Annotated in this window: 14 protein-coding genes; all 14 read right to left on the minus strand. The window is 64.2% G+C overall.

Annotated elements, in window-relative coordinates; all coding sequences use genetic code 11:
* Positions 1-688: 688 nt before the first annotated feature.
* Entirely contained in the window at positions 689-1,135 is a 447-nt protein-coding gene (locus ABQX22_RS10700; RefSeq protein ID WP_349799232.1) for an excinuclease, read from the minus strand.
* 73 nt (positions 1,136-1,208) lie between these two features.
* On the minus strand, positions 1,209-2,435 hold the full coding sequence (locus ABQX22_RS10705; protein WP_349799234.1) for a beta-ketoacyl-ACP synthase: 1,227 nt from the start codon (positions 2,433-2,435) through the stop codon (positions 1,209-1,211).
* Complete coding sequence (gene fabG / locus ABQX22_RS10710; protein WP_349799236.1) at positions 2,435-3,163, minus strand: 3-oxoacyl-ACP reductase FabG; 729 nt, start codon at positions 3,161-3,163, stop codon at positions 2,435-2,437. Before fabG ends, ABQX22_RS10705 begins: the two co-directional genes overlap by 1 nt.
* The gene (locus ABQX22_RS10715) at positions 3,156-3,629 is read right to left on the minus strand and encodes a hotdog family protein (protein WP_349799238.1); all 474 of its coding nucleotides are present in this window, start codon (positions 3,627-3,629) and stop codon (positions 3,156-3,158) included. The genes fabG and ABQX22_RS10715 overlap by 8 nt, the downstream gene beginning before the upstream one ends.
* Positions 3,626-4,822 carry a beta-ketoacyl-[acyl-carrier-protein] synthase family protein gene (locus ABQX22_RS10720; RefSeq protein WP_349799239.1) on the minus strand — a complete coding sequence of 399 codons (1,197 nt, stop codon included), beginning with the start codon at positions 4,820-4,822 and terminating at the stop codon, positions 3,626-3,628. Before ABQX22_RS10720 ends, ABQX22_RS10715 begins: the two co-directional genes overlap by 4 nt.
* Complete coding sequence (locus ABQX22_RS10725) at positions 4,819-5,304, minus strand: DUF3261 domain-containing protein (RefSeq protein WP_349799241.1); 486 nt, start codon at positions 5,302-5,304, stop codon at positions 4,819-4,821. The genes ABQX22_RS10720 and ABQX22_RS10725 overlap by 4 nt, the downstream gene beginning before the upstream one ends.
* Positions 5,301-6,047, minus strand: coding sequence for a class I SAM-dependent methyltransferase (locus tag ABQX22_RS10730; RefSeq protein WP_349799243.1), 747 nt, complete (start codon positions 6,045-6,047; stop codon positions 5,301-5,303). The genes ABQX22_RS10725 and ABQX22_RS10730 overlap by 4 nt, the downstream gene beginning before the upstream one ends.
* Positions 6,044-7,291, minus strand: a complete 1,248-nt coding sequence (locus tag ABQX22_RS10735) for an NAD(P)/FAD-dependent oxidoreductase (protein ID WP_349799245.1) — start codon at positions 7,289-7,291, stop codon at positions 6,044-6,046. The genes ABQX22_RS10730 and ABQX22_RS10735 overlap by 4 nt, the downstream gene beginning before the upstream one ends.
* On the minus strand, positions 7,282-9,630 hold the full coding sequence (locus tag ABQX22_RS10740; RefSeq protein WP_349799247.1) for an MMPL family transporter: 2,349 nt from the start codon (positions 9,628-9,630) through the stop codon (positions 7,282-7,284). Before ABQX22_RS10740 ends, ABQX22_RS10735 begins: the two co-directional genes overlap by 10 nt.
* Positions 9,620-10,231 carry an outer membrane lipoprotein carrier protein LolA gene (locus ABQX22_RS10745; RefSeq protein ID WP_349799249.1) on the minus strand — a complete coding sequence of 204 codons (612 nt, stop codon included), beginning with the start codon at positions 10,229-10,231 and terminating at the stop codon, positions 9,620-9,622. The genes ABQX22_RS10740 and ABQX22_RS10745 overlap by 11 nt, the downstream gene beginning before the upstream one ends.
* Positions 10,228-10,653, minus strand: coding sequence for an acyl-CoA thioesterase (locus ABQX22_RS10750; RefSeq protein WP_349799251.1), 426 nt, complete (start codon positions 10,651-10,653; stop codon positions 10,228-10,230). Before ABQX22_RS10750 ends, ABQX22_RS10745 begins: the two co-directional genes overlap by 4 nt.
* A complete protein-coding gene (locus ABQX22_RS10755; protein ID WP_349799253.1) occupies positions 10,646-12,190 on the minus strand; it encodes an HAL/PAL/TAL family ammonia-lyase in 1,545 nt (514 codons plus the stop codon). The genes ABQX22_RS10750 and ABQX22_RS10755 overlap by 8 nt, the downstream gene beginning before the upstream one ends.
* Positions 12,171-13,109 (minus strand): LpxL/LpxP family acyltransferase, encoded by a 939-nt coding sequence (locus ABQX22_RS10760; protein ID WP_349799255.1) that lies wholly within the window; start codon positions 13,107-13,109, stop codon positions 12,171-12,173. Before ABQX22_RS10760 ends, ABQX22_RS10755 begins: the two co-directional genes overlap by 20 nt.
* The gene (locus tag ABQX22_RS10765) at positions 13,106-13,840 is read right to left on the minus strand and encodes a glycosyltransferase family 2 protein (RefSeq protein WP_349799256.1); all 735 of its coding nucleotides are present in this window, start codon (positions 13,838-13,840) and stop codon (positions 13,106-13,108) included. The genes ABQX22_RS10760 and ABQX22_RS10765 overlap by 4 nt, the downstream gene beginning before the upstream one ends.
* Between the last annotated feature and the right edge of the window lie 129 nt (positions 13,841-13,969).

Genomic DNA, 13,969 nt, shown 5'->3' on the forward strand with positions numbered 1-13,969 from the left:
ACGCAGGTTTTGCTGCCGCTGCGCAGCAGATCGCAGACAAGTCAGCTCCCACGGCCTTCGGCCAGAGTCAAAAGCCCGATCGCGCGCCGACCGCTTCTGCCCGGAGGGCGTGGGAGCTTGGCTTGCCAGCGATCGGCCGGGGACCGGTCGTAAAACCTGACACTCCAGTCGTCCTGAAAGAACGCGTACGCAGGTTTTGCTGCCGCTGCGCAGCAGATCGCAGGACAAGCCAGCTCCCACGGCCTTCGGCCAGAGTCAAAAGCACCCACGGCCTGCCGCCAGAACCAAAGCACGATCGCGCGCCGATCCGCTTCTGCCGCAGGCGCCTTTCGAGATCCGCTTCTGCCCGGAGGGCGTGGGAGCTTGGCTTGCCAGCGATCGGCCGGGGACCGGTCGTAAACCCTAATACTCCAGTCGTCCTGAAAGAACGCGTACGCAGGTTTTGCTGCCGCTGCGCAGCAGATCGCAGACAAGTCAGCTCCCACGGCCTTCGGCCAGAGTCAAAAGCACCCACGGCTGCCGCCAGAACCAAAGGCCCGATCGCACGCCGATCCGCTTCTGTCGCAGGCGCCTTTCAAGATCCGCCTCTGCCGCAGGCGTAGGAGCGAACTTGTTCGCGAAGCGTTCCGGCTGACACCGCACTGGCCGCTTCGCCAACAAGCTGGCGCCTACAAAAACCGGCTAAGCCTTACTGCACCTTGCTCAGATCACCCTTGAGTGCAACACCGGCCATGATCGCGCCCGCATGGCATTCATAGGTGGCTGGGTCCTTGCGCTCGTTTTTCTTGTAGAAACTCACAATGTTAGTCACGGCATTGGCGCCCGCGTTTTTCGCCGCTTCGTTCATCTGCAAGATCGCTGACTGCAGCACCCATTCACAGGCATCGTTATCGGACTTGTTGAAGGCGTTGGTCTTTTTGTTGGTGACCACGCCCGGTAAAACCACGCTCACGTTGCCTTTGGGTTGAACGCCCGCCAGGTAAAACTTCACGGTCCCGTCCAGCTTCTTCGCGGCGGTCATGTCAGCGATGACTTTGTCGAACGGCAGGTACAGCGCGGTATCGCGGGCCTGACTGACAGCGGGCAACACGCTCAGAACAACAGCAGCCGCAGCGGCCCAGGATTTTACGGTCATGCTTTCTCTCCTTGAGAAGGATGGTGGCGATAAGTCGATGCCCCACCAGAGCGGCGCACCGGAACAGAAAAAGTCACGCCCAGCGGCGGAAGATCAGGGAGGTGTTCACGCCGCCGAAGGCGAAGTTGTTGTTCATCACGAACTCATGGCTCATGCGTCGCGGTTCGCCGCGCAGGTAATCCAGTTCGCCACAGCGGGGGTCGACCTCGTCCAGGTTCAGGGTGTGGATGTAGCGGTCGCGGTTCATCATTTCGATGCAGAACCACGACTCCAGCGCACCGCAGGCGCCGAGGGTGTGACCCAGGAAGCTTTTCTGCGAACTGATGGGCATGCGCGCGCCAAACAGGCTGTGGGTGGCGAGGGTTTCGGCGATGTCACCCTGCTCGGTCGCGGTGCCGTGGCCGTTGACGTAGCCGATGGCTTCCGGCGCAAGGCTTGCGTCCTCCAGCGCCAGTTCCATGGCCCGGCGCATGGTCACCTGCTCGGGTCGGGTGGTGTGCACGCCATCGGCGTTGCTGCCGAAGCCGACGATCTCCGCATGAATCCGCGCGCCACGGGCCAGTGCGTGTTCCAGCTCTTCGAGCACCAGCATGCCGCCGCCTTCGCCGATGACCAGACCGTCGCGGCCGCTGTCGTACGGGCGCGGGCTGGTCTGCGGCGCGTCGTTCTTCAGGCTGGTGGCGTACAGCGCGTCAAACACCATCGCTTCGGTCGGGCACAGTTCCTCGGCGCCGCCCGCCAGCATCAACGGCAGGCGCCCGAACTTGATCGCTTCATAGGCGTAACCCACGCCCTGGCTGCCGCTGGTGCAGGCGCTGGACGTCGGGATCAGGCGCCCGGTCAGGTTGAAGAAGATGCTGATATTGGCTGCGGTGGTGTGCGGCATCATGCGCACGTAGGAATTGGCGTTCAGCCCTTCCGCCACCGAATTGAGCAGCATGTTGCCGAAGGCTTTGATCTCGTCGGTGCTGCCGGTGGATGAACCACAGGCCACGCCCATGCGCCCGTCGCGGATGATCGGATCGTTCAGCAACCCGGCGTCCGACAGCGCCTGCTCAGCAGCGCCCACGGCCAGGCGAGACACCCGACCCATGCTGCGCAGTTGCTTGCGGGTCCAGTGCGACGGCACGGCAAAGTCATCGATAGGTCCGGCCAGCCGAGTGTTCAACTCGGTGAAGCGGTCCCACTCGTCCATGCGCCGGATGCCGCTGCGGTTGGCGTTGAACTGGGCCTCGATACTGGCCCAGTCGCTGCCCAACGAGGTGATGCCGGCCATGCCGGTGACGACAACGCGCTTCATCAGCACAGGCCTCCGTTGACCGCCAGGACCTGGCGGGTGATGTACGACGCTTCCGCCGACATCAGGAAATTCACCGCGCCGGCGACTTCTTCGGGGGTGCCCATGCGCTGTGCGGGGATCATCTTCATCAGCTCTTCAACCGGCACGTTTTCATCCAGCATCGCGGTGTCGATCAGGCCGGGCGCCACGCAGTTGACGGTGATCTTGCGTTTGCCCAGTTCAATCGCCAACGCCTTGGCCGCGCCGATCACACCCGCCTTGGACGCGCTGTAATTGACCTGGCCACGGTTGCCGATCATCCCCGACACCGAGGTGATGCAGACGATGCGCCCCGCCGCGCGACGACGAATCATCGGCATCATCACCGGGTGCAACACGTTGTAGAAACCGTCGAGGTTGGTACGCATGACGATGTCCCAGTCGTCATCGGTCAGCGCCGGAAACGCGCCGTCCCGGGCCAACCCTGCGTTGCACACCACGCCGTAATAGGCACCGTGGGTGTCCACGTCCGCTTCGAGAATAGCTTTGCAGGCAGCGCGGTCGGCCACGTCGAATTGCAACACGCGGGCTTGCTGTCCCAGCGCCTGAACCTCGGCCTGGACCGCTTCGGCCTCGGCCCTGCCGTTGCGGCAATGCAGCACCAGGTCGAAGCCGGCGCGGGCCAGACGCAGGGCGATGGCGCGGCCGATGCCACGGCTAGAGCCGGTGACCAGAATTGAGTCAGTCATGTTGGGTTCCTTCGGCCAGGTACTGTGCCGATTGCGGCGGGCGGTACACGTTCAGGCGGGCCACGACGGTGATGCCGGGGCCGGTCAGTTCACATTCGAAAACACCCATGCCGTTGTCGTCCTGCAACGAGCGTCGGGCGTGGATGATCAGTTCGCTGCCGGCCGGGAAGTGCGCGACATTGCACTCGTACTTGCGGGTGCCGAGCAAAAAGCCCAGCTCCACGGATTCGTTTTTCAGGCGCGCCTGACAGCCGGCGTAGGCCGCGACGCTTTGCGCCATCAGCTCGATACCGACCCACGCGGGCAGACTGCCGTCTGCGCAATTGAACAGTCCGCCGGGGCGCACTTGAACGCGAGTGCGAACGTGCTCATCTCCGAAGTCGAGCACCTCGTCGATGAGCAGCATGTCGCCGGCATGGGGCATCAAGTCGGCGGGCGGCCATGGTGCGTGCAAGGTGTCGGTCATGGGCCGTCTCCGATAATCAGGCTGACGTTATTGCCACCAAAGGCGAAGGAGTTGCTCATCATTCGACGCGGTCGTTCTTCCCGCAGACGGGTGCCGAGGCGCGTCCAGTTCAGGGCCGGCAGGTTTGTATCGGCGTGGCCGTCCCACACGTGAGGTGGCAACGTGTGCCCGGTATTTTCCGATGACAGCGCAAGCCAGCAGAAAGCGGCCTCAAGCGCGCCGGCCGCGCCCAGCGTATGACCGCTCATGGGTTTGGTGGACGAGCAGGGCACGCCATCCGGAAACAGGCCCTGCACCGCCAGACTTTCCATGGCGTCGTTGTGCAGCGTGGCGGTGCCGTGCAGGTTCAGATAGCCGATGTCGGCAGGCAGCAATTGCGCGTTGTCCAGCGCCTGCTGCATGGCTTGCCGGGCACCGCGCCCCGTCGGCTCTGGCGCGGAGATGTGATGCGCGTCTGAACTGGCGCCGGCGCCGAGCAGGGCGATAGCGTGTTCGTCGCACGCTTCGCGAGTCATTAAAAACAGCACGGCGGCTTCGCCGATGTTGATGCCATTGCGGTTGACGGAAAACGGGTTGCAGCGCTGCGCCGAGACCGCTTCCAGCGACATGAACCCGTTGAGGGTCAGTTTGCACAGGCTGTCCACGCCGCCACACAGCACCGCATCGCACAGGCCCATGTCCAGCAATCGTCGGGCACTGAGCAGCGCCCGCGCGCTGGAGGTGCAGGCGGTGGATATCACATAAGACGGGCCGCTGAGGTCCAGCAGTGCGGAGAGGAAATTGGCCGGCGCGCTGAGCTCCTGCTGCTGGTAGTCGTAATCGCCGGGGAACCGGTCATCGCGCAGGTAAGCGGCGATGCCGCGACTGGCTTCGTCGATGCCCGAAGTACTGGTGCCGAGGATCACGCCAATGCGATCGCGTCCGTAGCGCTCGATGGCGCGTTGAATGTCGTCGTCGATCTGCCGTTCGGCGGCCAGCAGCAGCTGGTTATTGCGGCTGCGCTGCTGAGCCAGTGCACGGGGCACTTCGGGCAGCGTCATCCTCACCGCAGCCACCGGCAGGCTGCGCTCCGGCACCCAGCCGCTTTCGCTGACCATGCCCGAGGTGTCGCCCGCCAACAGCGCACGCGTCACGCTCGCCCGGTCATTGCCCAGGGAGCAGACCAGCCCGAGGGCGTTGAGGTAGGCGGTCATTTTGTCGCCTTGCCTTCAAGCGGGCTGACGGTGTACTTCAGGCCATTCTTCAGCGTGATCCGGAAAAACCCCTCGCTGGCGTAGTCCACCGTCCAGCGGTCCTCAAGACTGCGCCCGTTCGGACGCAGCTGGACGCCGGGATAATCGAAGGGCACCTGTTGCTCGGTGGTGAGCGCAAACAGCAGCGCGGCGAACAACTCCCGGGCTTCAGGGTTGGGCGGCAGCAGACCGTCGGCTTTCCACGTCTGATGCGCCAGCTTCTGCCGGGCCAGCGGGATGCCCAGCGGGTCCATCAACGACCAGCGCACATCGTGGTGCTCCTTCTGCACCACCAGCAACCAGTCCTGCCGCTGCCCGGCCTGTTCGCGCTGAATATGCAGTTGCTGCGGCAGCTTGATGTGCGGGGTTTGCGGCGGCAGCGGTGGCTGGCTGGCGCACGCGCTCAACAGCAGCAAACAGGCCATCAGCAGAAAACGAATCATGGGGCGTTACCTTCGGCGGGGGCGTGAAGCGGTTTGCGCGCCACGACGTTGATCAGGGTTTCTTCGCGTTGCCCAAAGAGTCGCGGCTTTCTCAGTTTCAAGCGCTCCAGCAACCCGAAGTCCTGGGCGCGGCTCCACCACAGGTAGGGGTAGGACACATTCTGCGCCCCGAACGCAAAACCCTGGCTGCGCAGCATCTCAAGGTATTGCGCGGCGCTTTTCTGCACGTGCATCGGATGACGGAACAACCAGCGGATTACCCAGGTATCGATGTAGGCCTCGGTGGATTCGGCAAACAGCAGATAACCGCCGGGCTTGAGCACCCGGTGGAACTCGGCCAGGGCTTTTTCCTGCTCCACCAGATGGTGAAAGGTCTGATGGCAGAAGACCATGTCCACGCTGGCGTCCGCTACCGTGAGGGCCGCGCAGTCGCTGCCGATCAGCTCCACATCCATGTCCAGCCGTTGGGCTTCTTCGCCGCTGAGCCTGAGGCTGTGAGGGTCGGCGTCGACGCCCAGCAAGCGGCTCGGTGCGAAGGCATTGCGCAGGTATTGAAACGACTTGCCCTGGCCGCAGCCGGCGTCCAGCACCACCGGCCGGTCTGGCAATGGATCGGTAAACAGCTCGCGCAAATCGTCGACAGCCACCCGCAGGACATGGTGCTGCCAGGTGTGGCTGCGCAGGAACAGGAACCCCAGTCGAGTTTCCTCCACGTAGCTGTCGCTGAAAAAGGGCTCACTCATGAGGCGGGGCTCGCGCAGATTTCGGCCAGCATCCGCAGGCGTCGCTTGGGCTCGGCCACGAACGGGTTGCGCTCATCCCAGGCGTAACCGGCGAGGATTGAGCTGATCATGCGGCGGATGTCCGGCGTGCTGCCGGGGTAGAAAATCACGTCCTGGAAACTGCCGTCGTACCAGCTCTCGACGTAGGCCCGAAAGGTGTCGACGCCGCGTTTGAGGGGGATCGCGAACTCGGTGTCCCAGTCGACGGTTTCGCCCGTGAGCTGGCGGTGCAAGAGCCCGGCCGCCATGCTGGCCGAGCGCATGGCGATGGTCACGCCCGAGGAGAACACCGGGTCTAGGAACTCTGCTGCGTTGCCCAGCAGCGCAAAGCCCTTGCCGTGCAGAGTTTTGACGTTGGCCGAATAGCCGCCGAGCGTGCGCGCCGGGGTGTCCCAGACGGCGTTTTTCAGGACCCGTTTCAGGCTCGGGGTTTGCTCGATGAAGGCCTGCAGGCAGGCGTCCAGGTCCTTCGGTTGCGCGTTGAAACGTTCGGCAGAGGCCACCACGCCGACGGACGTGCGGCCGTTGCTGAACGGGATCGACCAGAACCAGACGTCGCGCATATCAGGATGAATGGTGACCAGAATCTTGTCGCGGTCGAAGCTTTCATCGTCGATGCGGTCCTCAACGTGGGTGAACACGGCCTGGCGAATCGGGAAACCGGAAGGCGCTTCAAGGTCCAGCAAGCGTGGCAGCACGCGGCCGTAGCCACTGGCGTCCAGCACAAAGCCTGCCTGGATGCGGTAGTCGCTGCCGTCGAGTCTGCGCACCTGCAAAACAGGCTGCGGCGCGTCGAAATCCACCGCCGTGATTTCTTCCTGATAACGGATTTCCACGCCCTGGCGCTCGGCATCGTCCGCCAGCACTTTGTCGAACTGCGCACGCTGCACCTGGAACGTGGTGGGTTTACCGCCGCTGAAGGTGTCGCCAAAATCGAACGCGCTGTACCGCTCGCCCCACGCGAAGGCTGCGCCATTTTTCAGCTGAAACCCCGCTGCGTGAACCGCGTCCAGCATCCCGGCTTCTTCGACGAAATCCAGGCAGTGCGACAGCAGGCTTTCGCCGATGGAGAACCGGGGAAACAGCTGGCGCTCGATCACCAGTACATCGTGGCCTTGACGTTTGAGCAGCGCCGCAGCGATGGCGCCGGCAGGGCCGGCACCGATCACGACGACCTGGCGAATTTCCATTTCAGCTAGTGGCACGGGGTGTCCTTGTGCGTGAGTGGCGATGTTTGCGCATTGCAATGACGACCTGCCCACGGGGCGAGAATGAAACTGAAGGCCAACCCCAGGCTGACCGACAGCCCGAAGTTGCTGACGGCCGGGGTGCTGGAAACGGCCAGCAGCCCGAACGATAACCAGGTGGTTGCGGCGGCCAGCAGCGTGCCGAGCAGGCTGACGGCCGCCCCGCCGATCTGCTCGCGCATGAGGATGGCGTAATCAACGCTGATCGCCGTGACCAGCAGCAGGCCGAACACGCTGAACAGCGTCAGGGGTTGCCCGAGCCAGCCCAGGCTCGCCAGGCTGCACAACGCCGCCAGCAAGGGCAGCGCAATGACCCGCAGCGCGCCGCCAAGCCCGAACGGGACGATCAGCATCGCCACGATCAACAGGCACGACAGCAGCTTCAATTCCGCAGCGCTGATTTGGGTGTCGGCGAACACGGCATTCAGGTCGCCCAATCGATCCACCAGCTGTACGCCTTCCAGCCCTTGGGCTTCAGCGCGCAGCAGCGTGGCGTCATTCAAGCCCTGCAAGCTGACAATGCCGGCGACGCCGTCGTCGGTCTTACCCAGCCAGAGTGTGCGCCAGGGTTCGGCCAAGGGACCTGACAGCGCGCTGTCGATGTCCTGAACGGGAAGGGCGCGCAGCGTGTCGAGTTCGGCGTTCAGCGCCTGGACCGGCACGCCGAGCGTTGTCAGCGGCGCCCAGAGTGCGGGCAATGCCGCGAGTGCATCCCGGGTCTTTATTTGATCGGTTGTCGTCGCCACCAGTTGATTGAGCGACAGATAGCCTTGCAGCTGGCCGAGATTCACCCACTGATCGAGACGCTGACTGAGCGCGGCCTGGCGCTCAAGTAACTGTTGCTGATCCTTGCCGCGCACCAGAAAGAACTGGCTGGTGGGCTGGTAGCCGGTGATGCGAGCGACCGCGCGCGCCTGATCGGTGAGCGACGGGGGTGCAGCGATCCACTGCCGAATGTCGTTTTTGGTCGTGAGCTGCCACAAGCCGGCGGCGCAAAAGATCATCAGCAGCGCCAGCAGGGCAGGCGTAGGGATCTTGCGCAGCAGCGCTTCACGCCAGCCCAGCAGTCGCTCGGCCATGCGCAGCGGCCACTGCGCGGGACGCAACTCGACGCCCTTGAGCAGCGCCGGCAGCAGGCAAACGGCGGTGAGATACGCGCCGAGCAACCCGGCGGCCGAGAACACGGCAATCTGGGTCAGGGCCGGAAATGGCGTCCAGGCCAGCGCCAGATAACCGATGCAACTGGTGGCCAGACTCAGCGTCAGGCCGGGCAGGGTCATGCGCAGCGCTGGCCAGCTGCGCCAAGGGTTCAGGCTCCAGCTTTTCGACAGGTAGTGCAGGGGGTAATCCACCGCGACGCCGATCAGGCTGGACCCCAGCACCAGGGTCATCACGTGCATGTTGCCAAACAGCGCCACGCACATGACGGCGCCAAACAGCATGCCGACCATGACCGGCAGAAAGGCCAGCAACACTCGCCAGCGCCGGAACGCCAACAGCAGCAATGCCAGAATGCCCAGCGTGGCGCCGCCGCCGACCCAGGTGATTTCCCGCGCGGCCTGTTGTTGGCCGTTGGCGGCGTACAGCAAGCCGCTGGCCGCCAGCAACTGAGCGTCGATCTTGCCGGCGTCGACGCGGGCGCTGTCGAGCAGGTCGGCGACCTTGATCGGCAGGCGCATGTCGAAGGCATCGGCCTGGGTCCGCGCACGCAGCAGCACCCAGCTTTTGCCGTCGGCCTGGGCGATCAGCGCGCCGCTGCCGATGTCCAGTTGCACCGACCCGCGCGCCGGCTGGCTGTTCTGGATGCGGCCGGTCAGCCCCAGCCAGTCGTCCTGGCTTGGCACCAGACTGAAACCGCCGAACGGGTCGAACAGGCTTTTGATCCGCTGCTGGATGAACGCCTTGGGATCGCCAATCAACTGCTGGCGATCCTTCGCTGCCAGCATCGACAGACGGCCGCGCAGCAGTTGCTCGCGGAGCGCCGGCAGATCGGCCTGTAAGTTCCACTGCACCTTCTCGAACAGCCCGGTGGCTTGCCATTGATCGCTCAATTGTTTCGCCAGCAGCAGCGCTTTTTCCCGGTCGGCGTGGCCCACCAGCACCAGCATTTCCCGGTTCAGCGGTGCCTGCATGCGCTGCTCGGCGCGCAACTCAAGAGCATCCGGGCTGTTGCCGGGCACCAGATCCATGAGGTTGGCCGACAAGGGCGCGCCGTCGCGCCATTGCCAGCCGGCCACGGCCAGCACCGCCAGCAGGATGATCAGGAACAGGCGCGGCAGCAGGCGTTCACTCGGCAAAGTCTGCGCGCTCCGCATCGGTCAGCGGTTGGGCGGCGCTGCTGTCGACCATCTTCAACAGGGTGCTGTCACCCTGGGTCTCCAGCAGTTCGATGCGTTGCACCAAGGCACCGCCGTCGATGTTGATCTGGGTGAAGACCTGCTTGAGCAGCAGCGAGCGTGGCACCAGTGTCAGCTTCCAGGCCTGGGCGTCACCGCTCAGTTGCAGCTCGAAGTCCCGCTGCAGCCCGCTGCTGTCGCCTTGCAGAACGGCGATAAACAGACGGTTTTGCTCGGCCCCGGCGCTCTTGTTCGGGACCATTTGCCAGCCGCCGTGCGCGTCGTTGTCACGACGGGCGATACCGGCGGCGGTGATGCGGTAATCCTGCTTGATCGGGCTGTCGAGCAGCCACAGCAAGCCATGATCTTTGGCCAGTACGAAATTGCCCTTGCTGGTCAGCGGCTGGGGCAGGGCGCGCAGGTGTTTTTCCTGAACGAAGCCGCCGTGGATCACCGTAGGTTTGGCCAGTTGCTCGCTTAACCGGGCCAGATCAAACGCCTGGGCCAGCGGTGCAAGAGCAACCAGCAGCAGGGCCAGGAAGGTGTGACGCAGCGCGCTCATGACAGGGCCTTTTGAACGAGATCGACGAAGACCTTGGGCGATGCCAGCTGCATTTCCCGGCTGGCGATGCTTACCGCAACCTGGGTGGTGCTGGCGCGGGTCATGCGCTCGCCGGTTGTGAGGTCGGTGATCAGGTAATCGATTTTCAAGCGGTTTTCCCATTCCACGAGGCTGGCGCGCACGTTCAGGCGCTGGCCGAACACCGCGCCGCGCACGTAGCGCAGTTGAAGATCTATCACCGGCCACGCGTAGCCGGAGTCGCGCATCTGGTTGTAGTCATGACCGAGTTTGTCCAGCAACGCACAGCGCGCCACTTCGAGGTATTTCACGTAGTGGCCGTGCCAGACGATGTTCAGCGAATCAACGTCGAAGAAGGGCACCAGCACTTCGCTGTCGGCATGGATCACGCCTTTGCTACGCATGCAGCCTCCAGTGTTGGTCGGCGATGCGTTTCAGGCACAGGCGCAGCTCGCCTTCCAGCGCGCGGTCTTCGATCACGGGCGGGAAGTCCTCGCGCAGCTGTTCGTGCATGGCGGCCAGCACCGGCGGCAATGGCCGTGCGTCGGTCACGCGGCTGCGCAGCCACACACCCTGATTGGCGGCAATCAGCGTGGCAGCGGCAACTTGCTCAGTCAGCTCCAGCACGCGGATGGCGTCGCGGGCGGCGATGGTGCCCATGCTGACCTTGTCCTGGTTGTGGCATTCGGTGGAGCGCGAAAAGACACTGGCTGGCATGGTGTTTTTCAAGGCCTCGGCGGTCCAGGCGCTGGTGCCGATCTGCACCGCCTTGAAACCATGGTTGATCATCGCCCGATCAGCCGGTGCCCCGGACAGATTGCCCGGCAAACCGTGGTTATAGCGTTCGTCCACCAGCAGGGCGAGTTGACGGTCCAGCAGGTCGGCGACGTTAGCCACCAGGTTCTTCAGGCTGTCCATGGCAAAGGCGATGTGCCCACCGTAGAAATGGCCACCGTGCAATACGCGCTCGGCCTCGGCGTCGATGATCGGGTTGTCGTTGGCGCTGTTGAGCTCGATTTCGATGAAGCTGCGCAGCCAGTTCAGGCTGTCCGCGAGCACGCCCAGCACATGGGGCGCACAGCGCAGGGAATAGCGGTCCTGCAGGCGATGCAGCGGCGCAGTCGGCGCGTTGATCGCCAGATCCTCGCGCAGCCACGCGGCGACTTGCATCTGCCCCGGATGCGGCTTGGCGGCGAACAGGCGCTCGTCGAAATGCTCCGGGTTGCCCTGCAGCGCCACCACGTTCAGCGCCGTGATGCGTGTCGCCAGTTGCAGCAGATACTGGGCGCGGGCGAACGCGAGACAGGCCAGGCCGGTCATCACCGCGGTGCCGTTCATCAGCGCCAGCGCTTCTTTCGGGCGCAGCACCAGCGGCTCCCAGCCCAATTGCCGATGCACATCGGCGGACTGACGCCGCTCGCCGTCGAACATCACTTCGCGCTCGCCGGACAGGGTCGCGGCCACGTAAGACAGCGGCGTCAGATCGCCGCTGGCACCCACCGAGCCTTCTTCGGGGATCAGCGGCAGGATGTCGTGATCGAGAAACGCCTGCAGCCGCACCAGCAACTCGAAGCGCACGCCGGACACGCCGTGGCACAACGAACGCAGGCGCGCCGCCAGCACCGCGCGCGTGGCCTGGGCGTCCAGCAGTTTGCCCAGCCCGCAGCCGTGGAAGGTATAGAGATGACGCGGCAGCGCTTCGACGTGCTGCAACGGCACGGCCACCACGCAGGAATCGCCGTAGCCGGTGGTCACGCCGTAGATCACGCCTTCCTTGTCCAGCAACGAATCCAGGAACCGCGCCCCTTTGGCGATCCGCTCACGGTAGTCGTCGTCCTGCTGCAGCGCCGTGGGGCGCTGGCGATTGGACAGGGCCAGCACGTCCTCAATGCTCAAGGGGCGTTCGCCGAAGATGATCGGGTCAGGTGCGGGGTTCGTCATCGGATGTCCAGAACGGGTAGAAGTTGAACCACTGCCTGGGTGCTTGCAGGCAGTAGTGCGCGAGACGGTCGGCGTAGCGCTGGGTCCATTGGGCGATCACCTCTGTGCGATCACTTCGGCGCCAGTGGATGGCGTCGGCGAACGGCTCGAGAATCACCCGGTAGCCGCTGGCGCCCTTGAGGCAGAAAATCAGGTTGATCGGGCATTTCAGCAGGCCGGCCAGCAGCCACGGGCCTTGGGGAAACGCCGCCGGATGCCCGAGGAAATCGACCCGGGCATTGCGTGCGCCGCGCAACGGGACGCGGTCGCCGGCAATCGCCAGCCACTCGCCGCGATCCAGCCGCTGACTCAGTTGCAGCATGATGGCCGGGTCCAGTTCGCTGACCTGAATCAGGCGCAGGTTGGTCGCACCGGCTTCGCCCAACAGACGATTGAAGCCCTCGGCGTGCTTGGTGTGGACCAACACATTCATGGTCACTTTTTCGCCCAGTTCTGCCAGCGCGCGACACACTTCCAGGTTACCCAGATGCGCGCCCACCAGCATTTGCCCGCGCTCGCCGCGTAACTGGCTGCGCAAGCCTGCGGGGTCGACGATGTCGATGTGCTCGATACCGAGCTTGCCGTTCCACACGTCGAGCTTGTCCAGCAGCGCGTCGGCGAACGCCATGAACTGCTTGAACACCCGCCAGCGGGTTGGCCGCAGATCCGGGCGCTCGGCCCAGTCTGCCAGCCGTTGCTGGTATTGCCAGGCGCTTTGCCGGGCGCTGCGACCGAACAGGAAAAAGTACAGCACGATGCCGTGCAGCACCGGGCTCAGCACGCGTCGGCCCAGCAGTTTGACGGCCAGGGCGGTGTATTTCATCAGCACGAAACTGCCGCGTTCTTTGTGTGCAGCCCAATGCTGTTCGGTCTCGCTCATGGTAACCACCGCCGCCACAGAATCAGCGGGAAGCGGCCCAACATGCCGAAGAACAGCTTGGTGTGCATTTTCGAAATCAGGGCGTTGTCGTGGAACAGGCGAAAGTGCGACAGCCCGTCTTTCGGGTAATGGACCTTGGTCGGCAGCCAGCGCATGGGCTGGTTGCGCCACGATAGACGCACGAGGATTTCCGGATCGAAATCCATGCGTTTGCCCAGGTTCACGGTGTTGATCAGGTGCAGCACCGGCGTGAGCGGATAGACGCGAAAGCCGCACATCGAATCGGGGATTTGCAGCGACAGGCTGTTGATCCAGACCCAGACGTGGGTCAGGTAACGCGCGTATAAGCGGCCTTTTGGCACGCTGGCGTCGTATTGCGGGTAACCACAGATCAGCGACTGCGGGTGCGAGCGCGACTGGTCGAGAAACAGGGCGATGTCGTTCAGATTGTGCTGGCCGTCTGCATCGACCTGCAGGGCATGGCTGAAACCCAGGCGGGCCGCTTCACGCAGCCCGGCCATGACTGCGCCGCCTTTGCCCTGGTTGGCGGGCAGCACGACGAGAAACACGCTGTCCCGTTCGGCCAGGGCTTTCAAGACGACCGCGCAGGCCGGGCTGCTGGCGTCGTCGACCAGCACGCACGGCAGGCCCGCGTCCAGCAGCTCCTGCACGACGGCGGGCACGGCCAGTTCGTGGTTGTACACCGGGATGATGGCGCAGGGGTTATGCATACAAATGCAATCCCCGTGGGAGCGGACCTGTCCGCGAAGACATTGGGTCACACGATGAATATCTGGCGACTGCACCGGCCCCTTCGCGGACAGGTCCGCTCCCACCGGAATGGGTTGCAGGTCCAGCGC

This window comes from Xanthomonas sp. WHRI 1810A, assembly GCF_040202885.1.
Lineage (GTDB): Bacteria > Pseudomonadota > Gammaproteobacteria > Pseudomonadales > Pseudomonadaceae > Aquipseudomonas.